Annotated in this window: 20 protein-coding genes; 7 read left to right on the top strand and 13 right to left on the bottom strand. The window is 38.7% G+C overall.

Going from position 1 to position 25,033, the window contains the following annotated elements; genetic code table 11:
- Positions 1–8 precede the first annotated feature (8 nt).
- The 3 genes from FHG64_RS17760 to FHG64_RS17750 are packed head-to-tail and all read right to left on the bottom strand — an operon-like array spanning position 9 to position 3,845.
- Positions 9–845 (bottom strand): hypothetical protein, encoded by an 837-nt coding sequence (locus FHG64_RS17760; protein ID WP_139067643.1) that lies wholly within the window; start codon positions 843–845, stop codon positions 9–11.
- Positions 846–847: 2 nt separating this feature from the next.
- Complete coding sequence (locus FHG64_RS17755; RefSeq protein WP_139067642.1) at positions 848–1,417, bottom strand: conjugal transfer protein; 570 nt, start codon at positions 1,415–1,417, stop codon at positions 848–850.
- A gap of 22 nt (positions 1,418–1,439) precedes the next feature.
- The gene (locus FHG64_RS17750) at positions 1,440–3,845 is read right to left on the bottom strand and encodes a TraG family conjugative transposon ATPase (protein ID WP_139067641.1); all 2,406 of its coding nucleotides are present in this window, start codon (positions 3,843–3,845) and stop codon (positions 1,440–1,442) included.
- A 71-nt stretch (positions 3,846–3,916) separates the two neighbouring features.
- Here FHG64_RS17750 and FHG64_RS19920 point away from each other — a divergent pair, with 71 nt between their 5' ends.
- Complete coding sequence (locus FHG64_RS19920; protein WP_168191384.1) at positions 3,917–4,108, top strand: hypothetical protein; 192 nt, start codon at positions 3,917–3,919, stop codon at positions 4,106–4,108.
- A gap of 7 nt (positions 4,109–4,115) precedes the next feature.
- On the opposite strand, the gene FHG64_RS17740 is transcribed toward FHG64_RS19920, so the two are convergent.
- The gene (locus FHG64_RS17740) at positions 4,116–4,403 is read right to left on the bottom strand and encodes a hypothetical protein (RefSeq protein WP_139067639.1); all 288 of its coding nucleotides are present in this window, start codon (positions 4,401–4,403) and stop codon (positions 4,116–4,118) included.
- A 305-nt stretch (positions 4,404–4,708) separates the two neighbouring features.
- Between FHG64_RS17740 and FHG64_RS17735 the strand changes: the two genes are divergently transcribed.
- From FHG64_RS17735 to FHG64_RS17725, 3 genes are all read left to right on the top strand, one after another.
- Complete coding sequence (locus tag FHG64_RS17735) at positions 4,709–5,341, top strand: N-acetylmuramoyl-L-alanine amidase family protein (RefSeq protein ID WP_139067638.1); 633 nt, start codon at positions 4,709–4,711, stop codon at positions 5,339–5,341.
- Between the two features lie 159 nt (positions 5,342–5,500).
- The gene (locus FHG64_RS17730; RefSeq protein ID WP_317133574.1) at positions 5,501–6,853 is read left to right on the top strand and encodes a M20/M25/M40 family metallo-hydrolase; all 1,353 of its coding nucleotides are present in this window, start codon (positions 5,501–5,503) and stop codon (positions 6,851–6,853) included.
- A gap of 65 nt (positions 6,854–6,918) precedes the next feature.
- On the top strand, positions 6,919–8,253 hold the full coding sequence (locus FHG64_RS17725) for a M20/M25/M40 family metallo-hydrolase (protein WP_139067637.1): 1,335 nt from the start codon (positions 6,919–6,921) through the stop codon (positions 8,251–8,253).
- Between the two features lie 560 nt (positions 8,254–8,813).
- On the opposite strand, the gene FHG64_RS17720 is transcribed toward FHG64_RS17725, so the two are convergent.
- The 3 genes from FHG64_RS17720 to FHG64_RS19660 form a co-directional block, all read right to left on the bottom strand.
- A complete protein-coding gene (locus tag FHG64_RS17720) occupies positions 8,814–10,178 on the bottom strand; it encodes a SusD/RagB family nutrient-binding outer membrane lipoprotein (protein ID WP_246054180.1) in 1,365 nt (454 codons plus the stop codon).
- Between the two features lie 10 nt (positions 10,179–10,188).
- The gene (locus FHG64_RS19665) at positions 10,189–12,198 is read right to left on the bottom strand and encodes a TonB-dependent receptor domain-containing protein (RefSeq protein WP_246054179.1); all 2,010 of its coding nucleotides are present in this window, start codon (positions 12,196–12,198) and stop codon (positions 10,189–10,191) included.
- A gap of 65 nt (positions 12,199–12,263) precedes the next feature.
- The gene (locus tag FHG64_RS19660; RefSeq protein WP_246054177.1) at positions 12,264–13,361 is read right to left on the bottom strand and encodes a TonB-dependent receptor plug domain-containing protein; all 1,098 of its coding nucleotides are present in this window, start codon (positions 13,359–13,361) and stop codon (positions 12,264–12,266) included.
- Positions 13,362–13,673: 312 nt separating this feature from the next.
- Here FHG64_RS19660 and FHG64_RS17710 point away from each other — a divergent pair, with 312 nt between their 5' ends.
- From FHG64_RS17710 to FHG64_RS17700, 3 genes are all read left to right on the top strand, one after another.
- Positions 13,674–16,187, top strand: a complete 2,514-nt coding sequence (locus FHG64_RS17710) for a M14 family metallopeptidase (protein ID WP_139067636.1) — start codon at positions 13,674–13,676, stop codon at positions 16,185–16,187.
- Positions 16,188–16,235: 48 nt separating this feature from the next.
- Positions 16,236–17,321, top strand: coding sequence for an alpha/beta hydrolase family protein (locus tag FHG64_RS17705; protein WP_139067635.1), 1,086 nt, complete (start codon positions 16,236–16,238; stop codon positions 17,319–17,321).
- A gap of 384 nt (positions 17,322–17,705) precedes the next feature.
- Positions 17,706–18,638 (top strand): M14 family metallopeptidase, encoded by a 933-nt coding sequence (locus FHG64_RS17700; RefSeq protein ID WP_168191383.1) that lies wholly within the window; start codon positions 17,706–17,708, stop codon positions 18,636–18,638.
- Positions 18,639–18,791: 153 nt separating this feature from the next.
- On the opposite strand, the gene FHG64_RS17695 is transcribed toward FHG64_RS17700, so the two are convergent.
- The 6 genes from FHG64_RS17695 to FHG64_RS17670 form a co-directional block, all read right to left on the bottom strand.
- Positions 18,792–19,808, bottom strand: a complete 1,017-nt coding sequence (locus FHG64_RS17695) for an exonuclease/endonuclease/phosphatase family protein (protein WP_139067633.1) — start codon at positions 19,806–19,808, stop codon at positions 18,792–18,794.
- A 126-nt stretch (positions 19,809–19,934) separates the two neighbouring features.
- Positions 19,935–20,591 (bottom strand): P-loop NTPase family protein, encoded by a 657-nt coding sequence (locus tag FHG64_RS17690; RefSeq protein WP_139067632.1) that lies wholly within the window; start codon positions 20,589–20,591, stop codon positions 19,935–19,937.
- A complete protein-coding gene (locus FHG64_RS17685) occupies positions 20,575–21,243 on the bottom strand; it encodes a hypothetical protein (protein WP_174760409.1) in 669 nt (222 codons plus the stop codon). Before FHG64_RS17685 ends, FHG64_RS17690 begins: the two co-directional genes overlap by 17 nt.
- 12 nt (positions 21,244–21,255) lie before the next feature.
- Entirely contained in the window at positions 21,256–21,528 is a 273-nt protein-coding gene (locus tag FHG64_RS17680; RefSeq protein ID WP_139067631.1) for a helix-turn-helix domain-containing protein, read from the bottom strand.
- Between the two features lie 261 nt (positions 21,529–21,789).
- Positions 21,790–22,611, bottom strand: coding sequence for an RteC domain-containing protein (locus tag FHG64_RS17675; protein WP_139067630.1), 822 nt, complete (start codon positions 22,609–22,611; stop codon positions 21,790–21,792).
- A gap of 189 nt (positions 22,612–22,800) precedes the next feature.
- A complete protein-coding gene (locus tag FHG64_RS17670) occupies positions 22,801–24,969 on the bottom strand; it encodes a prolyl oligopeptidase family serine peptidase (protein ID WP_168191382.1) in 2,169 nt (722 codons plus the stop codon).
- Between the last annotated feature and the right edge of the window lie 64 nt (positions 24,970–25,033).

Here is a 25,033-nt window from a genome sequence, read left to right as displayed (position 1 = left end):
TATAGCGATTAAGTAAATAGTCTAAGAGTAAATGATGTTGCCCTGGCGTACAGTTTAAACTTCAAGAATACTATAAAAGCAATGGAGCCGGCTTCTATGATTATCCTTATTATGCTATTATCTGTTGTGGTTCCCAGAAGATTACTCCAGAAATTGGCATTGATCTCCGCATACAGGTTATTGACGAATACATTAACCAGGAAAAATGCAGGCACCAGCATATACACCGCAGCGTAAAGCCTGAAAAAGTTATAGGCCAGGGACCTGAACTTCTCAAAAACAGCAAGGCTGATCACCAGCGGAAAGAAAGCCTGCATAATCCCCAGCAGAAAATACCGCTCGGCCAGGAACAAAGGATATATAAAAAGATCCAGTACCCATAGGAATAACCCAACCACAAAAGCAATTACCTTCACCGGGTACAGCGGGGTAACCAGAGCCTCATACAATAGTGCCATTGCCTTCTTGGCAGCTTCCAAAGCACCTACGTCCATTTCAATATCTATATCCTGTAGTTGCAGCGGAATGAGCGCAGGCGCCGTATCCTTATACTGGGTTTCCACACTCACCAGGATGGCATCAAAGAAGCCCAGGATCTGGGTAGAAAAAATCACCAGCAACACTATCACGAAATTCTTTACTAGCTCCCCAGGACTCAGGCCCCAGGTGTAACCGTCCTTTTCTGCCACCCCTTCATAATATTTCTTGAGGATATTGACCAGGAAAAATAATACTGCCAGGGTTTTAATTCCGGTTATGGTGTACTGCGAGAACTCACTGCTTTTGATGGTTTGAAAAACAGCGTCCACATACTCCAGGCCTATCCCTAAAAATATACCGGCCATTCCTAGTAATTAATTTTCCTGTTATTGACCTTATCCTGCATTTCCCTGAAGGAAATAATATCCCGGTACCTCCGGGTTTTTTGATGGATCTCTGCCACCATCTCCCTGGATTGCAGTTCCTTTTCCTTAAGCACCAAAGCCCTTTCTGCATCTGTCATCTTTAAAAAATTGCTGGTGAGGATCTGGTCTATAAAGTCCAGGTCTTCCAGGGATTGTTCAATAATTAAGTTGAAAGAATGGGAGATACGGGTGATCTCCTCCGGCTTGATGTATGGGGAATTAAGGATCTCTTTTAGATCATCTCGTATCACCTCAAAGAGGATCTGATTATTCCGTGTAAGCTCCCGCACGGCATTGAACTGTTTAATCACATCATTTACCCTTTCAATATTCTCCTTTTGGGTTTTCAGGAATTCTACGGTCTTCAATAACTGAGAAGTCTGTTTTGCCGACTCAATTAGGGATTTTGCAAGGCTTATAAAATTGGTGTTATCATAGACCGGCATCCCCTGCGCCCTTACATTCACACTTAGGAGCAGGGCAATTCCAAGAAAGATTAGTTTTGTTTTCATAATTTTAGTTTTAGCCTTTTGATTATTTATTCTGTGAGGTAAATTCAAGAATGGCTTTTTCCATTTCCCCGTGTTCCTCGTATAATTTCATAATAGCATCATTCTCTACTCCATCTGTGAGATAAGCAGCATACACTTCTTTTGGGACCTCAAGCCGAAAGACATTGCTCTCCCTCCCAATTTTGATAAACATCTCTGTATACCTTCTCTCCCCGGTAAAGTTGTTCTTAATGGATTTCAGCTGATTTAGATCGTGAGCTGAGAGATTCAACCGTCTCCTAAGCTCCTCATAGCCTTTTTCATTATGAAGGCTGTAGATCACCTGTGTATTCTCCAGGATACTTGCTGATGTGGAATTGTTGGGAAGCTGATTGATTGACTGAAGGATAATCCCAATCGCCCCATTTTGTTTCCTGATCGCCTGATAATAGAACTCCACACTTTCCAACACGTTCTCAAACTTCAGCTGTTTTGCGAACTCATCAAATAAGATAATCCCCTTCTCTGCCCTGTTTTTCCAGATGGTTCTTTGTATAGCGGACTTTATAAGCTTCAGCATAACAGAAAGGATCTCCTTATTATCCTTTACTTCATCCAGTTCAAAAACGATAAGCCTTTTATCCTCGATCTTGTAAGTCTGGTCTTCCCCCACCTCAAACAGGAAACTATAGATCCCCTCCCCTACATATTCACTCATAATGTGCAGGAAATTATTGATGTTGAAATAATCGGGATGGATCTTCAGCTCTTCCAGAAGATTTTCTCTGTTGTTATCTATAAAAGCATAAAAGCTTTCCAGGGAGTAATTCTCCTTCTCCTCCAGGTAATAACTGCGAAGGATCTTCTTAATTGAAACCGCCTGGACTTTGGTCACTTCCATTCCTGTAGCCAGTAATTCAAACAGAAAAACCGACAGATCCTCCAGTCTTTCAGCAGTAAGGTCTTCAGGCCTGCTTATGTAGAAAGGATTTATTCCTAAATTCTTTCCATTTTCATAGCGCAGGATCGTATACCGCTGTGGGTAGAGCTTGGCAAATTTTGTATAGGAGCCTCCCAGGTCAATGATCACCAGGCGCACCCCGCTCTCAAAATACTGCCTAAGGATATTATTGGCCAGAAAGGATTTGCCCTCTCCTGTAGGGGCGAAGATGGCAAAGTTCCTGGCCTTTATCCTTTTTTTCTTTTCATCCCATACATCCTTAAGCACAGGTATGTTGTGTTCACGGTCGTTGAAGATGATTCCCTTGGCATCGCTTTTGTAATTGCTGTTATTGATGAGCAAACAAAGCGAATGTTTCAGGTCGGTTACATAAAGATCTTCATTGGAGAAGTTGGAAGAAAAGCAGCAATAGCTGTTTAAGAAATAATTCTTTCGCTCCTCCCCTTTTGGATAATAGGGAATAATATCCAGCTCCTTAAATTCTGTTTTTATCCTGGAACCAATCAATGACAGTTTATGAGGATCTTTATCCCAGTAAATTACGTTAAGTTGCCCACGGATGATCCTGGCTGTATCATCCTCATTCACCCTGTCCAGGATATGCTTGATTTTTTGCAGCACCACCTTGTTCTGGGAGCCAAAGTTGGAACTCTTATTAAGCTCTTCCACCTTCTTGTCCAGCAGCTTTCTCCACTTTTGCTTATCATCCAGGTAAATGATCTGGTTCACGATGTGATTTTCATTTAGAGTGAGGCCCAGCCCATCGATAAACCCCTGGTGGAACACAAAATCATCAGATGTAAACCTGTCATTGGTTTTACTACTCTGCACGCTCTCTCCAAAACACAATTCACTATTAACCGCCAGAATATCGAAATGATTATCCCCAATGCCAATGTTTGTTTTCTTCAGTAAAATGTTGGTATCAAAACATTCATTAAAACCATTGAAGTACCCATTGGTCAGCGTTAGGACCTCTTCTGCTTTCATTGGCAGGAGCTCCAGTTTCCTGCTGTTATTGAGGAAGGAAACTGAATCATTTACAACTCCCTGGAACCTCTTAAGATTTTCGTCCAGTTCCTTCGGAAGGCCTTTTTGAATTTTTCTGAAAGGGTTTACGAACTTTGGATTATTTAAAGCTTTATTCCTGGTGAGCAGAAAGAATACGTAAGACCGATGATCCATATACTCCCGGCCCTTAAAATGCTCATAGGTGGCCTTTTCAAGAAATGTTCTGTTGGGAAGGTTTGCTGAAGAATACTCCTTCTGAAGATAAATATCCTGCTTATGAACAACACATCCCGTTGGCAGGGATTTAAGAGCCTGAAACCACGCGCTGTGGAGATCCTCAAAATCCTTTTCACATAAGGAATATATCTCCGGCAAATGAATTTCATAGGCAAGCACCACATTGCCATTACTGGCAAAAATGACATTCTCCTGAATATCTGCAATGGGATGAAAAAAAGACAGATTAATCTTGCTCATAATCCAGAAGGCTTGATTTTTTAGCTGAAATAATCTTGGGAAAAACAGGTGCTACCTGAAACAGTTGGGAATTGGCAGAAAATCTGAGTAAACAGATGTACAGGACCGCATTCAATACAAAAACTGAAATCACTACAGTGAAACTGAAGGAAAAGATTATGACCAACAGGGAAGCTATGACCGCGATCATCAATAGCGCGAAAAGCGGCAGGGATAACCCAAAGATCATCGCCTGCTTCCTTATGTTTCGATATACCTCGTAGCGCTTCATTAGACCACAATCCCAATTAGGTAAGTAAAGATTCCCACCACCGCTCCGGCTATGAGTACGAACACCAATACCCTTGTGATTCCCTTTTTCAGGTCGGCATTTTCTCCAAAGAAATGGCCTGCATTAAATAGAAACCCCACGAGAAAGATCACTCCCAGGATAATGGGAAAAATAGCACGAACAGTACTGGCCATATCGGCCACTGAGCTTTCAATCCCGCCAATCTGTGCGAAAAGCGGGAAAGAAAACAGCATTAAAAAAATTGTTGGGTAGAAAGATTTTTTCATCAGATTTTGTTTAAAATTATTTTCTGATGAGAAATTTATTTCCTAAACCCAGATGGGATTTTAAGAGGATGAATTTTAACTTCTTGGGGGCCTGAGAATTATGGAAATATCAAAAATTTATTAGAATCACTATTAATTTTCTTTTGCAGTTCTCCTCACTTTTGGAAATGTTTCTTGTTGGAAAATCTCCAGCACTTTGCCCAAAATTTTACAGGAAGTATAAAAACAAACTATAGCGTGCGTTAATTTTTCCTTCCAGATATAAAAATTGGAGAGCCTCCCTCACCTTTGAAAAAACTTTTCAAATGAAGCGTAAAGTATTCTGTGGAATCTTGATTTTGCTATTGTACCTATGGATTCCTCAGAGTGCCCAGGCACAATTTGAACCTTTGAAAAACAAAATTGTGGTTATAGATCCGGGTCACGGGGGGAGTGATCCGGGAGCTATTGGTGTAGATGGTATTAGTGAAAGTGAATATACACTTAGATTGGCAAAAAAAATCCTTCTCCTTAATAATAAAACAAACCCTAACGAAATATATCTGACAAGATATGCGGATTCACTTATTTCCTTAAAAGATAGAATCTTCCTTTCAAAAACTCTAAACGCTGAATTATATATATCGCTGCATTTTAATCATTCAACTTCTGCCTCTGCCAAAGGAATCGAAATTTTTCTTTCAAGGAAAATTTCTTCTTCGTACCGGGATTCTTCTGTTCTTCTTGCCTATCGACTACATGAAAACCTTGTGAAATCAATAGGGTTCTCACCAAGAGGTATAAAATTTAAAGATTTTCTTGTATTAAAAGAAACTACTAAGAATATGACTTCTGTGCTCATTGAAATTTGCTTTATCTCTAATCCCGATGAAGCAAAATTCATGCGTTATGATGATTCCATGAAAAGATTAGCTCACTTAATCCTTAATTCGATATGAGCAGAAGTTTTTATTTAGTTGGGAGAATGATAAAAATATTGATATTAGTATTTATCCAATATTTCTCTACTCTTGTAATGGATTATAATCTAAACTTTAAAAGAAGAAAAAAATGACAGTACACATATCTGATTTTACTTAATTACAAGTATCTGTCGAATGTTACCAGATAAAACATTAAAAAGCTTTAAATTCAATATATTTGAAAATCAACTTAAAATCATAAACATGAAAAAAATTTTTACTTTTTTCTTTTTTATTCTTGCTATAACCACTCAGGCACAGGAAATTTCTACTGACGAACAGGATATAATTGAATATCTCCGTCTGAATGAGCAAGAACAGATAAATTTCCTTGAAAATACGGTAAATATTAATAGTGGCACTCTTAACTTACCTGGAGTGAAAAAAGTAGGAATGATTTATAAAAATGAGCTTGATGCTCTAGGTTTTGAAACTAGTTGGATTACAATGCCTGATAGTGTTGGTAGGGCCGGCCACCTCTTTGCCGAAATAAATAAAGGAAAAGGAAAAACTATTTTATTGATTGGTCATATAGATACTGTTTTTGAAGATGATCATGAGTTTCAATCATTTACTCGTCAAGGAAATATTGGGAAAGGCCCAGCGGCGAACGATATGAAAGGCGGAAATGCTGTAATTATATATGCTCTAAAAGCCCTGCACGCTGCCGGAGCATTGGAAGATAAAAATATAATAGTGGCCTTCACTGGAGATGAAGAAAAGCCTGGACAGCCACTTAGTATAAGTCGGCATCACCTAGTGGAAGCAGGAAAGAAAGCGGATATAGCTTTGGGATTTGAAACTGCATCGGGGATGAATCATGCAACTGTTGCCAGGAGAGGATCCAGTGGATGGAGTTTGAAAGTTAAGGGAAAACAGTCACATTCCTCAGGTATTTTTAGTGAGAATACAGGAGCCGGTGCAATATTTGAGGCAGCCAGAATCTTAAATTCGTTTTATACTGATGTAAAGGGTGAAGAATTATTAACTTTTAATCCCGGAGTCATTCTTGGAGGAACCAAGGTGAATTACGATGGCGCTCAATCTAAAGGCACAGCATTTGGAAAGACCAACGTTGTGGCAAGTGAACTTGAGGTATATGGGGGGTTACGGTTTATTTCAGAAGAACAAAAAGAGAATGCTAGAAAAAAAATGAAGAATATCGTTAATAACAATTTACCAGGAACTTCAGCTTCTATTGATTTTTCCGACTCTTATCCAGCAATGAAACCTACAGATGGCAATATGGAATTATTAAAAGTTTTAGACAAAATAAGCCTGGACCTAGGGTATGGCTCTGTAGAAGCTTATGATCCCGGACGCCGTGGCGCTGCCGACATTTCTTTTATCGCTCAATATGTGGATGGTCTGGATGGACTGGGGGTGATGGGGAGTGGTGCACACTCTCCTGGAGAAACGATCAATCTTGAAACTTTCATTCCTCTTACAGAAAGAGCAGCCCTCTTAATTCACCGTCTGAGCAAATAAAAAAATAATCAGAAGACAATTCATCTTCTCAAAAATTGAAGCTTTTAATCTAACCAACCTACTTCATGAAAATTTCACTATTTCCAAAGAATACTTTTTCTTTAATATTTCTAATTATTTTTTTTTGCACCACATTTAATTCCCTAGCTCAAAAAGCTTCTCCTTCTGAAGGAAAAAAAGAGGTTTTAGAAAAAAAATATATTAAGGAAATTAATTCCCTTTCCAAGCACAAAAAGGTTCAAAAAGCTTTTAAGACAATTGAGGAATTGGAATCTCGCACCCTTAATGAATTAATTATGCTTACAGAAATTCCTGCACCACCTTTTAAGGAAGAAGTAAGAGCTGCTAAATATGCTGAGATGCTGAAAGAAGCAGGGGCAGATTCAGTTTGGACTGATGATGTAGGAAATGTCATTGCTCTAAAAAAAGGCTTCTCGGGCAATAAAGTTGTCGCTTTAGACGCACATTTGGATACGGTATTTCCCGAAGGTACCGATGTAACTGTAAAAAAGCACGGGGATACACTCATTGCTCCCGGTATAGGAGACGATACCCGCGGATTAATGGTTGTCCTCACAGTATTACGGGCACTTGAAATCAATAATATTGAAACAGAAGCTGACATTTTATTCATCGGTAGTGTAGGAGAAGAAGGATTGGGCGATCTGCGCGGAGTTAAGCACTTATTCCGGAAAGATGGTCCTGGTATTGATTCCTGGATTGGCGTAGACGGAGGTGACCTTGCAGGAATAGCCAATGGGGCTCTAGGTTCTCTACGTTACCGGGTAACTTTCAAGGGACCCGGTGGTCATTCTTGGGGCGCCTTCGGTTTGGCCAATCCACACCATGCCTTAGGCAGAGCTATTAATAATTTTATCATTAATGCGGATAGTTTATCCCGGTCAGAAGAGAAAGTAAGTTATAATATAGGAAGGATAGGCGGAGGAACATCTGTGAATGCTATCCCATTTGAATCTTGGCTTGAAGTGGATATGCGTTCGGCAGTGCCGGACCAATTAAAAAAAATGGATCAGATTTTCCAGAAATCCGTCCAAGAAGCTCTGAAAAAAGAAAATCAAGTAAAACGTGAAGGATCAGATCTCCAGGTCGAGATAGATATGGTAGGCGATCGGCCATCAGGAATAATTCCTGTCGATAATAGATTAGTCCAAAATGCCATGGCATCTGCGGCTCTTTTTGGCGCGACCCCAACTCTTAGAACTGGATCGACAAATTCTAATATTCCGATTTCGCTTGGAATCCCTGCGGTCACTATAGGGCGCGGAGGTAAAGGAGATGGAGCCCATTCCCTTCAGGAATGGTGGATTAATGATGAGGGACATTTATCAATACAGAGAGCATTAATTTTACTATTATCAGAAGCTGGAATAGCGAATTAAGAACTCCCTGGGTGTTTTTTATGGAAAATAACGAGATCCGGTAAACCTATGTCTTTTTTTTTAGTTGAAATACCTTTGTCAATTATCCCCCTTATGTGTTTAGGGTAGATCTTATTTCTAATAAACCAGAATTCTAAAAATCTGAAATTCTAAATGCTATTTAATTAAGCAAAATTTGCTAAAAAAAGATATAAAATAAAATCCACTAACGAATATCTAAATTATCAAAATTTAATATCTAATATATAAAGTCCTAATTACTTCAAGGTATATATACAGGACCAACACAAAACAGGGTAGGTCATTTTAGAATTTCTCTTAAACTAAGTTCAATACTCTTCTTCCAGAGAGATTGATTTAGGCCCAGGAATAACCTTATTTATAAATAAATTATTGCTTTTGGCCCTTCTTAATTAGTAAACTCAAAACATTGAGTTCCATAATAAAAAAGTCGCTCTCTTTTGAAAGCGACTTTTTCTTCTGAAAACTATAGGCTAATTCAGAATTTTATATAAGATCCTTTGATTTTTAATTTCTCGGGAAAACCCAAATATCATCATCTAAGAGATGTCCCCCTGAGCACTAATAGCTTGTTCATAACTTTCAGGATTCCCCAATCTTTCAGAAATTGGATAAAGTAATCTTCTGGGAACAATTCCTGAAGGGTTATTACCGTTAGCTCCGTTTGGATTTGGAACAATGGCCGGGTAACCTGTCCTTCTGTAATCATTCCAAACTTCGACAGCATTCTGTCCATAAAGAGCTTTATATTTTTCATTTATAATAACTCTTATTTTTTCTTCCATCGAACCAGATAACTCAACAGTTGATAAATAGCTTGAAATTTCAGCAGCAGGGATTCCAAGGTATTCCATATTTGCTCTAATTGCTTCTTCTAATTCTTCAGTAGCATCCTCATTTAATCTAACCTTCGCCTCTGCTTCGATAAACTTGATTTCAGAATAGCTAATCACAGGAGATGGACTATCTAACTGGCTCCAGAAAAGATTAGGATTATTGGCATTAAAAAAGAGAAAGTCCCCTCCTGGATTCTCTTGCATATACAGATCCTTTCTTGGATCGCCTTCCATTAAATCTGCGAAATTATCACTTACGATCAAAGTGTTTGGTCGATTTATACCAAATATAGCCAAAGGATGTCCTCCGTTTTGTGTGTTTTCGAAAAGAAAATCGAGCTGCTCAGCATTACTATTTAGTGCTAACTGTGTTTCTTCCAGAGCTAACTGAGCTGCATCATTTCTTACACTGGTTTGTTGAATATAAAAACGGGCTTTTAAACCATGTGCAGCCCTAATCCAATCTTCATTACTACCGGCCACCAAGCTTCCTCTAATCCCTGCAGGATCTTCAGCATTTAAATCTTCTATAGCTTCAGATAATAGGATTTGTAGCTCCCTATAAATCTCTTCCTGATCATCATACTTAGGAGATAAATTTTCCTCACCTAAAAACGCTTCAGAATAAGGAACATTTCCCCATACATTTGTAGCCAATCCTAGATTTATAGCCATGTAAATTTTGGCTATTCCCCGTGTATGAAGAGCTCCATTTTCAGTTGCACGTTTGATTATATCATCTGCATCTCGCATAGCTCCAGTATAAAATCCGAATTCCCAAATAGTATTGGACCCGGGTCCATCCTCACCTATTTGATATGCTGTATATTGTAATTGTTGAGCATCGCTCCCCTCCCAGTGTTGCATAATAATACCAGCATGTCTGGCAAGGGCAGCAGATTGATTTCTGTGAGTTTGTGTTTGCATTGCAGGAACCAAAGCATTGATTTCAACATTCGCACCTCCAGGGCGAGTTGGATCCTGATTGATATCATCATAGTCGCAAGAGGCTAATAAGACCAAGCAAACCAGAGATGTTTTTAATAATTTTTTTTTAAATGATTTCATATCAATATTTTTAAAAATTAATTTTAGCTGTAATAGCATAACTTTTTGTGTTCGGTTGATTCATATAGTCTAACCCTATTCCATTGGAATCTCCATTTAAATTCGTTTCAGGATCCACTCCTGGATAATCTGTTATTAAGAATAAATTTCGGCCAGCAAGAGTTATAGATCCTCCTGAAAGAAAGGAATTATCAATAATACTTCGTGGTAAACTGTAAGTTAAAGCAACTTCACGCAACCTAATCCAGGAAGTGTCATAAATATAATCCTCTGCAGCACCTGTAAATCCATATCTCACCCATCTATTAGTATTTACTGGTTTAGTTGGATCTGCAAAAGCAACTTCAGTAGTATTAGGTTGACCTGTGTCTACATTTACTCCGTCGAACACATATCCGGTAATACTTCTTTGCTCAGCTGTTTTTTGTGAAGTACCAAAATAATCTGCTATCTCACAGGTACCACACCACACGTCACCTCCCTTTCGAATATCCAAGAGTCCAGATAAACTAAAGTTTTTATAGGAAAAGGAATTTCTTACCCCCATTGTCCAATCTGGGTTTGGATCTCCAATTATTCCAGATTCAGAATCTTGTAATGGAAAACCATCATTTCCAATAATCATTTCCCCATTAGCATTGCGAGCAAATCTGGTACCGAATATTGAGCTATATGGTTGACCTGGTACAGCAACACTATTTACACTCCCTAAACCTGATAAAATTATTGATTCGACATTTTCAGCAAGTTCGACAACAGTAGTTTCATACGCTGTCCAATTAGCATCTATATCCCAGGAAAAATCCTGGGTATTTATAACTTTTACACCTCCAGAAACTTCCCATCCTTTATTCTCGATAATACCGGCATTCACGATTCTAGAAGTATATCCGGTAACTGAGGGTTGATCAACAGCAATAATTTGATCTGTAGTTTCTTTATTATAATAAGTTACATCTAATTTAAAACGGGAATCGAAGAAATAAAATTCAGCTCCCAATTCATATTCCCTTGTACTCTCAGGTCTTATATTAGGATTACCTAATTGTGATGATCTCTCGAAAGCCACAGTTGAGAATAATGGAAATTGATTCGATCCAATAAAAAAGTCTCCCCCGGCCGCAGCTGCACCGTAATAAGTTAAAGTAGAAAAGATAGGAGCATCATTCCCTGTTTTACCATATGAACCTCGTATTTTACCGTAGTTCATATAATCGTTTTCCCATAATTCAGTAAATATGAAACTAGTTCCAACACTATAAGATTGAAAAGCATTATTATCCACTGGCAATGTTGAAGACCAGTCATTCCTAAAAGTACCATTCAGAAATAACATGTCATCATAAGCAAATTTTGCATCTAAAAGCACACCGTCCAATTTTTTTCTACCTATTGATTCAGATGAAATCTGGCTGGCGGTATTCGCTAAATTAAACAATCCTGGTACAGTCAACGCATTTCCAAGTACGTTTCTATTTAAGCTTTCCGTTGAAAATCCATCATAACCAAATAAACCATTTAATGTAATTTTATCACCTATCTGGTGCTCGGTTAAAAAAAGCAACTGGGTATTTATATCTTCATTAAACAAATTTGAATCAAAAACCTCTCCCTGAGGATTAGATGCTGAATTGATATCAAGCGCAGATTTTCGTACGTCAGAATATTGATCATAACCTATACTACCTCGAACGGTGGCCCAATCCAGTGGTTTGTAATCAAATGAGAGTCTCCCAATGAATCTTTTTACATCGTCTGTAGATGGGTTTTTGGCAACGGTCCAATATGGGTTATCATAGATACCAGCTCTATAACTCCGTTGAGTTCCATCTGGTAATTCATAGGTAGAAGGATTATCCGCGGCTTCACGACCTGATAAGCCATTTCCGTTATCGAAAGTTGGAGTAGTTCTCACTACCCCCACCATAACACCAGAAATGTTTGACCCTCGTTGAACACGTCGTCCTCCTGAATTGACAAAATTTGCACTTGCAGATATTTCCAGTTTTTCTGTTAACATCGCACTGAGGTCTGTTCTAAATGACCTCCTGGCGAATTTTTCCTTCGGAGAAATTCCGGTTTGGTTCAAATTCGATCCCGATAAATAATATTTAATTCTATCTGACCCCCTCTAACGGAAACATTTTGATCTTGAAGAATACCGGTCACAAAAAAGTCGTAGTGATCATACGCTTCAGCCGGTTGTCCGTTTCCGGTTCCTTGAGGAACTAACCTTCCTAGCCTGTGATAAGGATAAGAGGTATCACCATCATATTCTAAAGAAGAAATTCTTGGACCCCAGCTAAAACTTTCTCCAGTCTCAGGGCCACGATAGGTAGGAACACCATTCACGGGGCGACCTTGCGCAAATTCCTGTTGCAATTCAGGAACCTGACTAACGTTACTAAATTGTGTTGTTGAAGTTACTGATATGGTAGGTTCACCTGCAATTCCTTTTTTGGTAGTAATAAGTATCACACCATTAGCAGCCCTTAATCCATACAAAGTTTGTGCAGCAGTACCTTTGAGGATGTCAATACTCGCTATATCGGCTTGATTTATATCAATAGCTCGATTGGACTGATCTGCTCCTGCATTACTATTTCCCGTATTCGAATTATCAATTGGAACGCCATCTACAACAAAAAGGGGGCTATTAGATTTATTAATAGAAGTGTTTCCACGAATTCTAATGGTTGCAGAAGCTCCAACAGATCCGGATGAACTTACAACATTAACACCTGCAGCTTTTGACGATAGAGAATTTGCGAGATTAGTTTCTCCTGCATTTTCTATATCATCAGACGTGACCGTTTCAATAGCTGTCGTTATAGATCGTGGGCGAGCTTTAACACCTAGTGCAGTTACAACGACTGCATCCAATTCCGCCGCATCCATTTCGAGTACAACACTGATAATATTATCAGTTCCAACAACGACTTCCTTGGTGCGTAATCCTACGAAGGAAAAGACTAAAACTTCTCCAGTTTCAGCCTGAATGGAGTAATTCCCATCAAAATCTGTCTGTACACCCCGTGACGTTTCTTTTACAGTAATATTTACACCAGGCAAGGGAAGGCCCTGGGTGTCAGTAACTGTTCCAGTTACATTTCGTTGCTGCGCAAAGGCCATTTCGAAGAAACTCAGCGAAATGAACAAAATACAAGTAATTTTCAATTTCATTCTGTAAATTTTTGGGTTAATGATTTACAAGTTTAGCAAATAATAAATGGGTAAACAATTTATAAAAGCACTAAAAAAAAATTAAATTATTTTCGCAATCGAAATAGTACAAAAATTTACATTAAGGTAATTCGCTGAGAATGGGCCATTTGAATCAAGTTAGAAAAAAAAATTTTTTTCAAAAAAAAATATGAATTTCCTTTTTAAAAAAAATTTGTATAGATTTGAAAATCTAGTATTTAGAAATCTTACCGTTAATCGAGATTTTTCCAGTCCAAATACATAAATTCCTATATCTTTTAGCATCGAATTATGAAAAATTTATCATTTTTTATTTTGTGTTTAATTCCTCTATTTTCCCTAGCACAAAAACCGATAGACCTTAATTACTATCTCCCTCAGGACATAAATTACGATGAGAATATTAGCACCCCCCAGGAAGTTTTAGGCTATATACCCGGCGAGTGGCATGTGACCCACGACCTACTGCTTTCCTATATGCGGACTTTAGCTGAAGAATCTCCGCGAATCACTCTGGAAACCCGCGGGAATACCTATGAAGGAAGGCCGCTAATCCTTCTAACCATCACTTCGCCTGAAAATCATAGCAATCTGGAGCAAATACGCCAGGACCACCTGAAACTTACCCGGGAAAACAGCAGCAACTTAAATACTGCCAGTATGCCCATCGTGGTGAACCAGGGGTTCTCCATTCACGGAAATGAAGCCAGTGGTTCCAACGCCGCTCTTCTTGCAGCCTACTATCTTGCAGCAGGACAGGGCCCAAAAATTGATGAACTTCTTGAGAATACTATCATCCTCTTTGATCCTTCTTTTAATCCGGACGGGTTACAGCGTTTTGCCTATTGGGCCAACACCAACAGGAGCCACAACCTTAATCCGGACCCGCAGGACAGGGAATTCAGCGAAGTATGGCCGGGAGGAAGGACCAACCACTACTGGTTTGACATGAACCGCGACTGGCTGCCGGCACAATTACCTGAATCCCGTGCGCGAATAGAGACTTTTCATAAATGGCATCCAAATATCCTAACCGATCATCACGAGATGGGCTCCAACTCCTCGTTCTTTTTCCAGCCGGGGATACCTTCAAGGACTCACCCGCTAACGCCGCAAATGAACCAGGATCTTACCAAAGAGATTGGCACCTACCACGCCGCTGCACTGGATAAAATTGGCTCCCTTTATTATACTGAAGAGGATTACGACGATTTTTACTACGGAAAAGGTTCTACCTTCCCCGATATTAACGGAAGCATAGGAATTCTCTTTGAGCAGGGAAGTTCCCGCGGGCATGTGCAGGAAACCAATAACGGGCTCCTCACCTTCCCATTCACTATAAGAAATCAATTTACTACCGCACTTTCCACCCTGGAAGCTGCAGTGGGTATGAGGGAAAAGATCCTTAATTTCCAGCGCGAATTTTATGCAAATGCCCGTAAGTCGACAGGAAAAGGCGCCTATGTCTTTGGAAATTCCAAAGATCCCGCCACCGCCTGGCACCTGGCAGATATTTTAAGACGCCAGCAAATTGAAGTTCATGAGGTTGCCGGGGATTTTGAATCCAATGGCAAGAACTATAAAAAAGGGGCGGCCTATATCGTTCCTAAAAATCAGAGGCAACACCGACTTGTAGAGGCTATGTTCGAAAAAAGGACCAGCTTCCAGGACAGTCTTTTCTATGACATCTCTGCCTGGACCTTCCCCCTTGCCTTCAACCTGGATTTCCAGGAGGAGGTCAACATACGCAATGCAGGCGAAAGGATAGAAGAGCCGGCAAAACCAACGGTCACTGCCCCTGCCCGCAGCGAATACGCTTACCTTATGGAGTGGCATAACTATTATGCACCAAAAGCCCTTAATATGATCCTGGAAAAGGACCTGCGTGCTACTGTTGCCATGCAACCATTTGCAGAGGGAGATAAAGCCTATGATTATGGTACTATCCTTATCCCGGTACAGAACCAGGAATTGAACTCAGACGAGATCTTTGAGTTACTCAAAACAGTGGCTGAAGAAACCGGAGTGGAGATTAACGCGGTAACTACCGGCCTCACTAGCGGGATAACCCTGGGAAGCAATAAATTCAGGCCATTGGAACCTCAAAAGGTTGCAATGATCGTAGGAGACGGGATCACCCCTTATGATGCCGGAGAGATCTGGCACCTGTTTGATCAACGTTACGACATGAAGATCACTAAACTGGACACACGTAATTTCAATCGTGCCGACCTTAGTTCCTATACGGCTATCATCCTTCCCAACAGCTGGGGTGGTGCTCTTGGTAAAAGTGAGGCAGACAAACTTAAAACCTGGGTTCGCAATGGTGGAACCTTAATAGGATATAAAAATGCCGCCAACTGGTTCAAGAGCAACGAGTTCATGAAGATGGAGCTTAAGAAGAATGAAATTAAGGCAGAAAATGTCACTTTTGAGCAGGCGAGAGACTTTAGAGGGGCACAGGGCATTGGAGGAGCGATCTTCCAGGCAAAACAGGACAGATCACACCCTGTGAATTTTGGTTATAAGGATGATAAAATAGCCCTGTTCAGGGATACAACCATTTTCATAGAAGCCGATTCCACCAGCTACAACAACCCGTTACAGTACACCGGGAATCCATTACTAAGCGGCTACATAAGCAAACCCAACCTTGAATTGATCGCCAACACGGTCCCCTTCAAAAAGACCAATTTAGGCAGCGGCCAGGTGATCCTGTTTACAGATAATACCAACTTCCGGGCATTTTGGTTTGGAACGAATAAGCTGTTAATGAACGCGATCTTCTTTGGGGAGCATATGTAATGAAAAAAGTAAACTGATTAACCCAATAATTAACTAAAGAAAATTTTTATGAAAAACATTTACTTATTGCTATTCTTTATTTTGGCTATCGGAAAAAGTCAAATGGTAGCTCAGGAAAAGGAATCTAAAGATGAAATTATAGAGAAAATGGGAAACCAAATCTCCAATTTGAGACATAGTCTTGATCAACTTGGTAAGGGAATAGATGATATTCTCTGGTATCAAAAAGTAGGAGATGTTGCACACGTCGATAAGGTTACAATGACTGGCCCGCCTCTTTGGAAGGAAAAGAATGAAACAGCCCAAGGTTATGGTAATCCCTTAATCTTTTCTTCCTATGTATTCGTTCCTAAAGATATTGATCCCAATAAAAAATATCCCCTGATAGTTTTCCCGCATGGAGGTGTACATAGTAGTTTTGGAACTTTTTATGCCCATATTATTAGGGAATTAATGGCTCAACAGTATATAGTAGTTGCTGCGGAATATAGAGGAAGTACAGGCTATGGCAAAAGACATTATGAAAACATAGACTACGGCGGCCGAGAAGTAGGAGATGTGGATGCCAGCCGTGAATTTATGATTGAAAATTACTCATTCGTAGACAAAAATAGAATTGGAATTATTGGCTGGAGCCATGGTGGTCTTATTACTCTCTTAAATATTTTCGAAAAACCTGACAATTACAAAGTGGCCTATGCAGGAGTACCAGTAAGTGATTTAATAGCACGAATGGGATATAAAACTCAAGGATACAGAGATCTTTATTCAGCTGATTACCATATTGGAAAGACCGCATATGAAAATGTTGAAGAATATAAACGACGCTCTCCTGCATATAATGCGCACAAGCTTAAAAACACTCCACTTCTCATACATACTAATACAAATGATAATGATGTCAATGTTCTTGAAGTTGAACACTTGATTTCCTCCTTAAAAGCAAATAATAAAAAGTTTGAATATAAAATCTACGATGAAATTCCTGGGGGACATATTTTTAACCGAATTGATACACAACATGCCAGGGAAGTAAGAGTTGATATTTATAAATACCTCGATAAGCATCTTTATCCTCCTAGGAAAATAAGAAACGTTCAAGAATTAACAAAAGCTAGTTATAAAGGATTTTAAGGAAATTAATTAATTTCTGCTCCTCACTTTCACATTTTAGAAATTATAAAAATGCTCAACCTAAAGATAAATCATAGCTTAATTTTACTCTCCTTAGTTCTTGTCGTTGCGACCTCTTGTAAAACTAATAAGCAATGGGAAGGACAGGGAGAAATACAGAAGGTCAATACGGAAACTGTACCTGTACAACGTCAATACAGAGATATTTTTAACCTGGGAAATGGTATCTATGCTTCAAATGAATTTGATGGTGCCAGATTAAATGGTATTGTTATGGTAAATGACACCATTATTTCCACATTAAGTACTCCAGAAAACACTCCTATCAATACCAGTCCCTGGTATGCTTTTAAATTGTGGTCCGAAGAAGAACAAAAAGTCACTTTGTCTCTTACCTATCCAGAAAATATTAATCACCGCTACCATCCAAAGATAAGTTCGGATGGAATCAATTTTGTTGAGATAGATTCCTCGGAACTATTTATCGCAAAAAAAACTGTTGAAGAAAAAATTAAAACTCCAAGTGCAACCATACGGCTTTCAATAAGTCCTGATACCGTTTGGATTTCTGCACAAGAGCTTATTACTACTTCTGATAATAAACAATGGACTAATGAGTTAAGTTTAAAACCCTTCATAACGAAGTCAAAAGCTGGTGAAAGTAGGGAAGGGAAACCTATAGAGGTTTTAAGAATAGGTGAGAGTGACGATAAGGCTATGATCTTTGTACTCTCCCGGCAACATCCACCGGAAGTGACTGGATATTTAGCCATGAAAGCCTTTATCGAAACTATTTCATCGAATAGCGAGGATGCCATAGCCTTTAGAAAAAAATATAATACCTACGTTTTTCCTCTGGTAAATCCAGATGGAGTCGATAATGGTCATTGGCGGCATAACATGGGTGGAATTGACCTAAATAGGGATTGGGAAGATTTTAACCAGCCTGAAACGAGAGTTATTAGAGATTTTGCCAATAAAAAAGTAAAGGAGAATAATGGAAAAATTTACTTTTTTGTTGATTTTCATTCTACCTGGCAGGATATTTATTATACTATTGATCCTGAACAAAAAGGAAATATGCCCGGCCTTGTTCCTGCTCTAATTTCTGAAACAGGGAAAGAATTCGAAAATTATAATCCTAATGTGAAACCAAGTCCAGGAACTGGAAAAAGAGTAACTTCCACTAGCTACTTTTTTTACGAGCATGGGGCAGAATCACTCACCTATGAAATTGGTGATAATACTTCCAGGGAATTTGTTAAAAAGAAGGGGGAAGTGACAGCAGAAAAATTAATGAAACTTTTACTTGAATAGGATTATAAACTTGTAAAATAAAACCAATTGTTTCCCAAACTTAAAAATTTAATTTTGGAGAATAATTGGAACCACCTACATTCCGTTGTTCTGAATTGGAATTAATTTTAGTCACCACGTACAATTATAAATACTTCCAATGAATTAGAAGTTTCAAATGTCTATCTCTGCCCAAATTACAGGATGTTCGCTGGCTGCCTGTTCTTTGCTGCCAATTGTATCATACACGTTCCATTTACCAAATTTGTCCGGCCATACGGCTTTCCTGTTCAAGCCTCCCTTTATCGCTCTTTTGAACATTTCCGGTGAAAGCAGCAGGTAGTCCTTCTGCTTTATATTAACCCCTTTCCTGTATGCTCCCATTCGATAGTAATCTGCATCTATCCCTAAATCTATATCTACATTAAACTCAGGATGTTTTGTGATGTCCTTCAGGTCAGTTTTTTGAAGGAGAGGGGAAAGATAATGGGAATAGCATACCTCATTGAGGGTACCGGCGATTATAATATTCTCTTTACCATCGTCCCACATTTCCTGGTAGATTTCTGCTACCCTGGAAGATTGTAGAAACCTCATATTCGCAGCAGATTCCGTATCCCTGCCTGTATCTACAAAATGCACGGCAATCAACCAGAAGGTTTTTTTAGACGGGGTAGAAACTTTATACTGCAGCAAATTTGTATCAAACAGCAATTCTCCCACAACTGTTCTTTCATCCATAAAACTTCTAATTTCCTCCACCTTAAATCCATTTTTAGTTAAGATCGCAAGTTCTCTGCCTCTGTCATCATTTCCCTGTAACACTAATAGATCCTGGTATGGAACCCTGTCATGACCATATAACAATTTCATATTGAAATCTAACAAAGACCCTCTTTCTTCTATCTCTTGCAGTAATAATATATCTGCATTCACCTCTGCAATTACTCTTGCTTTGTTTGATATAGCCCCGGGATTGAGGGGGATATTTTGTAAGGGGATCCACCCATTCCACTCTGACAAGCTGGAGGCTTTATTTTCCAAAGAACTATTACAACCTCTTAAATACAAACTTCCTCCCCGTTTTCTCATGACAGCATAGGACTCCCTTCTACTATTTTCAAAGCCGAGTAAAAAGGAAAGTTCTTTTATACGATCTACATCATTTGGCCCTTTAAACAGTTTTCTCATCAAAAAATCCATTTCGTTAATCCAGTTTAAGAAACATCTTCCGGCAGAGAGTTTTATTAATCCCTTATCTCTGTGAAACAAATTCTGAATATTATAAGTGGCTATTTTCATTATTCATTTTCTTATTTATACGCGTTTGTCAAAGGTGTTCTTACTGAAGGTTACGAGATTAAAAAGATGTTTCATCCTGCTCCTTACCCGCTGCCCATATCTCTCTTCCAATTCAGTTGCACTAAGATTGGTGGTGACGTGAGTCCTTATTTTTTTGCTTAGCAACAAATCGTGCCTGGACAGGAGAATTTCCCCCAACACGTTGCAATCCTGCCCAAAAAATCTTCCAAGAGGTTCCACTCCCAGATCATCAAAACAGAAATAACCGCTTTCCCCAAAATCTTCTATCGCCTTGAAACCAATATGGTTGAAAGAGAAAACGATGTTCCTGCAGGGTATTACTTCATAAGCCTTTTGATGGGGCACTACATATTTTAATAATTTCATAAGACTGGTCTTGCCACAGCCGACAGGGCCCGAGATCAACAAACCTTTATTAAGATCAAGGTTCATTTTTTGACACATTTTTTCATCCCGGATGATATAATTGCATAGCCTAAATAGTAATTCCCGGTCATTATCAAAAATCTTGAAATTCCTTCCAAAAAGAATTTTTCCCTTGGCATCCAGGTAAATCAAGATCTTCGGAAATTCATAATACACCGTGTGTCCATCGAACTTGCCCAAACTATATTCTACGCCGGCTTCGATGATTTTAGAGGGGTTCATCATAGTTTTTATCTTTAGTAATTTTCAGGTAATCCTTAAATCCGTTAAATGCTTTACCATCGCGATGTACCTGGTTAACGGAACGGGAAATCCAGGTTTGCGCTAAAGCTTTCCAGTCTCTGACCTCTGTCCCATTGGCAACTTTCCAGTTCCTGGCCTGGTAATATTCAAAAAATTTAAGAGCCTTTTCCGGAGCCTGATTTATAGAAGCAAAAAACTTTAAAACCTCTTGTTCATTAAATGGTCTTCCATACGTTACCATGTTTTCATGTTTATAAATAGTAACTGGTACATCAGCGGAATGGTAGTGTTCCACCTGTTCACCATTTCCGGACCTGTTTTGTCCATTATTTGGTTCACTACCTGCAAAAAAAATAGCCATCTGTACAACTGATCCTATATGGGGATTATGAGAAGGCATGTACAGAATATAGTTCCATTCATGTAAGTCTCGCATACACCTGTGGTAAGTAGTATTGGAACCAATTTTTGCCCGCTTCATAAGGGTCTTGCGTGATACAGCAAACTGTTCTGAAAACCTGGTAAGATTCCATTCCCTGAACAAGGATAAGTACAGGCTTATATGAGGAGGGTTGAGCCGGGAGTCCTTTTCAAATTTTTGTAGTACTGTATTAAGATGCCTGATATAATTCATTTCGTGATAATTTTAAAAATTCACTTTGTTCTCCAGTAAGATCTTTTGTATCTCCTCTGCCTCGTAATAGATGATCCCACCTATTTTGGTGTAAGGTATAGTTCCATTGATCCTGAAGTTCTGTAAGGTTCCTGGACTAATCTTTAATAGCTTCATCACTTCTGAAGATTTTAGCCATTTCTTAGGTGATCCCTCTCCGGCTTTAGTCAATAACTCTTTAATTTCCTGTAGGAGTTCCAGTTTGAACTCGTGAAGGTCTTCTGTGGTAAGAATGTTTGCTGGCATAATAAGTTGGTTTTAAATATCCCGCCGCAGGTTAGAATTTTTAAAGCGGCGGGATTGCATTAATTTGACTTTCGTTTTACAAATTTGATGGGGATTGTTGGGTTTTCTTCCCAATGCGATCGTAGTTACGTCAAAATTTAACACTCCTCAAATCACCAGGTTTTCTGCTGAAAATGGGCCTTCAGAAGAAGTTTTGGAGATCCAAATATCTTCGTGAGTATGCAAAAAGAGTATTTCGGAGTTACGTGATACACCCGAAATTTATAGGGCATCATCCCCTTTCATTTTCTGTTCCAGCTGCCAGGTCAATTCATTCAGAAATTTGGTCCTGCTCCCTTTGCGGGATTTTATCTCTGAGTAGGTTTTGTAAATATTATCCAGCTTGACCTCAAAATGATCTTCAAAAAAGGATGCGATAGTTATCAATTCTGTCCTTCCGTTATTGATAGCAGAATTGACTTGCAGGGCATACAAAAGTTCGGTTAATGCTACTTTTGAAGCTGTCCATTTAAGCGTAATTCCAGTATTTTTCACTTTGGGATGCTTTGATTTTTCAACTTCTGCCACTAATTTGGGTAAAAGCATTTTGTAAGCTCTATACTGACTGAGGAGGAGATCGTGAGAAGTATTAAAATTAGGATCAACTAGAAAGTTTTTTTGAGCAGTAATCTCATTTTCATTTAAGTAGGCTCGGGTGAAATAAAATTGATCTAAATGCTGCTGCTCCAGTTCCATGTAATTACAGAAATCATAATGAAGCAGATTAAACTTATTGATCTTTTCTATTTTCTTACGGTAGAGCTTTTTCCGAACTCTTTTGCCATATGAGAAGGGGTTTTCCAATGTTCTAAGCTGAAGATAATATACGAGCCGGGACTGGGGTATTTGTTTATGTAGCTTAAAAAATTTTATTTCCTCTTCACTATCCCTAAACTCATTCTGATAAATTCTCGTTCTATATAAATTGAGAACACTGCGGAGGTATTTAATTATCCCCTCGTACACCACAAGCTTATTTGTGGATACCTCTTTCAAAGCAAGGATTTCCTTTTCAAGCTTTTCTTCTGCAATAATAAACTCCATGATACCGATGAATAATTCATCTTAAATATCTGGTTTATTATTTCCACATGAAAAAAGACTAACTCCCTGTTTATAAAGAGTAGGCTGGTGTTTTATAAAAAAAGGTGTCTTTCCTGTAAAAGAAGAAACGGTTAAAAAAAGCCCTTTTTAGGAAAAAAAGGGCTTAATATAAAAAGAAGATTTTTATCTTTAATATTTCATATTGCTTTTGGCAAAGCTGAAAATCTTGCTGTATAATTCCACCGTTTCGTCATAAGCATTTGAGGTTCCATGGCCGGATACAAAATCTATATCCATTAAAATAGGATTCTCACCTCCATTAATTTTCTGAATTTTAGCAATATACTTGCCACTATCCCACAAAGGTATCCTATCATCATTATAACTAGGCATAACTAAAATAGCAGGATAAGATTGATGTGGTCTAATATTTAAATAAGGGTCCATGTTTATTAAACCTTGTATTTCCAGACTATCCCTTACAGATCCATATTCCAGGTAACTGGTACTACTGGTAGTACTTGCTGCCTCCAATCCGAAGGGGTGTAACCTTGGAACCTCAGCTATAAAAGAAGCATAAAGGTCTGGTCGTTCATTCACAGCCATACCTGCGGCGATTCCTCCGGCGCTTACAGTATATAAGGAAATAAGACCTTCTCTGGTAAATCCACGATCGATCAACTCTTCTGTACAGGCAATGAGATCCTTCCAGGAATTATATTTAAGGTTTTTCATTCCCTGAATGTGCCAGTCCTTCCCTTTTTCACCTCCTCCCCTCACATGGGGAAAGGCTAGAATTCCGCCCTGCAGTGCCCAATCAAGAAATATGGGGTAAAAAAAAGGACTTAAACTTTCCCCATATGCCCCATAAACATACATAAAAACTTCTTTCTCCACATCCATTTCGAGATCTTTATGGTATACCAGAGAAAGCGGTACCTCTATCCCATCATGAGAGGAAATCATTATTTGTTCAGAAACAAGTTTATCAAATCCCGGGTAATCAGCATTTTTTTTCAAACCTTCCTCCTGAAATACTCCCCTGTCATTTATTAAATACCTGGTATAATCTGATGTCCAGCCATCCAGTTCAACTCCAATAGAATTTTCGGTTATACTGGCACCAAAGAAGCTGAGAAAACCTGCTTTAAAAGGAGTTTCCAATTCTTTTAATTCCTCATTCCTATTAAGTGAAAATACAGAAACCTCTACCCCAAATTTTGACCGTGAAAAATAGATGTTATCCTTAGTCACTTCCAATCTGGTTATGGGGTTATCCTGTGTTCCTTCAGCCAATACAGTTACGTTATTAAAATGTGGATCTTTTATTTCAACCTTTGCAATCCTGTTCCCTTGATCAGTACCCTGACGAAAGATAAATTCGTTATTCCTAACTTCTCCTTCAGTAAAAAACACTTTATCATTTGCTTTAAAAAATGGCTTCCATACAGGTTTACGATTAAGGATACCTTCCATAGAAGCGATATAGCCATCATAATAGTCATTCGAAGTCGCGGAATATCCAATGAGGTAATCATCAATACTGGAGCCTATTTTTACTTTAGGATAATAGTCCGCTGGAATTGATACATTCTCATTGTTCCCAAAAATCCTATTTCGCTCTTCCGGATCCTGACCTAAAAAATGAATCACGGAATAAGAATCTTTCTTATATCCCGGCGAGCTGCGATCTACTACCGGGAAATATAAATAAATAAACCCTGAACTATCTGGCAGCCATTCAATCCCTCCAAAGTCAGGGTTAATATGGTTTATTTTGTCTTTTAAAATTTTTGTGTTTTCTATATCCAGGATGATCACCTGGGAATCAAAATCCTCTTCATTTACCTTGAAGCCAACGGCAATTTTTTTTCCATCAAAAGAAGGACTTAAGTAAGTAATATCTCCAACTTGTTCAGGTATAGCAGCAGGATCCAAAAGTTCAACCTCAGCTGCCGAAAGGTCCTGTTTATAAAAGAGTTTATCAATTTTTGTTGAATCATTATATTTTAAATAAAAGTAATTCCCCTGTTCATTCACTTTAATCAGGCTTATTCTTTCCTTTTGAATATCCTGTAGCTCAGTAAATCTTTTCAGGTAGGCTTTCATAATTGGATTATCAGAAAAATATTTTTCGGCGAGGGAGTCCTGGGCAGCAAACCACTCCCGGACCTCAACGTTTTCAAGATCATTTAAAACAGGAAAATTATCTTTCACCTTCTTATCAAAAATAATTTCTGTTTTCTCCTGTTCCTGAACTTCAGGATATTTGGAAATAAATTTCTCCTGCTGACCCCAGGAGCTGAAATCATTTCCTAAAAGGAAAATAATTGATAAAATAACTGTTGTTCTTTTCATTATTAGCATTCTAAAAAAATCCCGGCCCCGGTGAAGGACCGGAATTTGGTTCTACAAATGGGGA

The sequence above is a fragment of the Antarcticibacterium flavum genome, assembly GCF_006159205.1.
GTDB classification, from domain to species: Bacteria; Bacteroidota; Bacteroidia; order Flavobacteriales; family Flavobacteriaceae; genus Gillisia; species Gillisia flava.
This window is presented reverse-complemented; position numbering and strand designations above follow the sequence as displayed.

Coding starts and splice junctions, on each gene's coding strand:
- FHG64_RS17760 (WP_139067643.1), bottom strand. CDS start 845: ATGGCCGGTATATTTTTAGGGATAGGCCTGGAGTATGTGGACGCTGTT.
- FHG64_RS17755 (WP_139067642.1), bottom strand. CDS start 1,417: ATGAAAACAAAACTAATCTTTCTTGGAATTGCCCTGCTCCTAAGTGTG.
- FHG64_RS17750 (WP_139067641.1), bottom strand. CDS start 3,845: ATGAGCAAGATTAATCTGTCTTTTTTTCATCCCATTGCAGATATTCAG.
- FHG64_RS17740 (WP_139067639.1), bottom strand. CDS start 4,403: ATGAAAAAATCTTTCTACCCAACAATTTTTTTAATGCTGTTTTCTTTC.
- FHG64_RS17735 (WP_139067638.1), top strand. CDS start 4,709: ATGAAGCGTAAAGTATTCTGTGGAATCTTGATTTTGCTATTGTACCTA.
- FHG64_RS17730 (WP_317133574.1), top strand. CDS start 5,501: ATGTTACCAGATAAAACATTAAAAAGCTTTAAATTCAATATATTTGAA.
- FHG64_RS17725 (WP_139067637.1), top strand. CDS start 6,919: ATGAAAATTTCACTATTTCCAAAGAATACTTTTTCTTTAATATTTCTA.
- FHG64_RS17720 (WP_246054180.1), bottom strand. CDS start 10,178: ATGAAATCATTTAAAAAAAAATTATTAAAAACATCTCTGGTTTGCTTG.
- FHG64_RS19665 (WP_246054179.1), bottom strand. CDS start 12,198: ATGTTAACAGAAAAACTGGAAATATCTGCAAGTGCAAATTTTGTCAAT.
- FHG64_RS19660 (WP_246054177.1), bottom strand. CDS start 13,361: ATGAAATTGAAAATTACTTGTATTTTGTTCATTTCGCTGAGTTTCTTC.
- FHG64_RS17710 (WP_139067636.1), top strand. CDS start 13,674: ATGAAAAATTTATCATTTTTTATTTTGTGTTTAATTCCTCTATTTTCC.
- FHG64_RS17705 (WP_139067635.1), top strand. CDS start 16,236: ATGAAAAACATTTACTTATTGCTATTCTTTATTTTGGCTATCGGAAAA.
- FHG64_RS17695 (WP_139067633.1), bottom strand. CDS start 19,808: ATGAGAAAACTGTTTAAAGGGCCAAATGATGTAGATCGTATAAAAGAA.
- FHG64_RS17690 (WP_139067632.1), bottom strand. CDS start 20,591: ATGATGAACCCCTCTAAAATCATCGAAGCCGGCGTAGAATATAGTTTG.
- FHG64_RS17685 (WP_174760409.1), bottom strand. CDS start 21,243: ATGAATTATATCAGGCATCTTAATACAGTACTACAAAAATTTGAAAAG.
- FHG64_RS17680 (WP_139067631.1), bottom strand. CDS start 21,528: ATGCCAGCAAACATTCTTACCACAGAAGACCTTCACGAGTTCAAACTG.
- FHG64_RS17675 (WP_139067630.1), bottom strand. CDS start 22,611: ATGGAGTTTATTATTGCAGAAGAAAAGCTTGAAAAGGAAATCCTTGCT.
- FHG64_RS17670 (WP_168191382.1), bottom strand. CDS start 24,969: ATGAAAAGAACAACAGTTATTTTATCAATTATTTTCCTTTTAGGAAAT.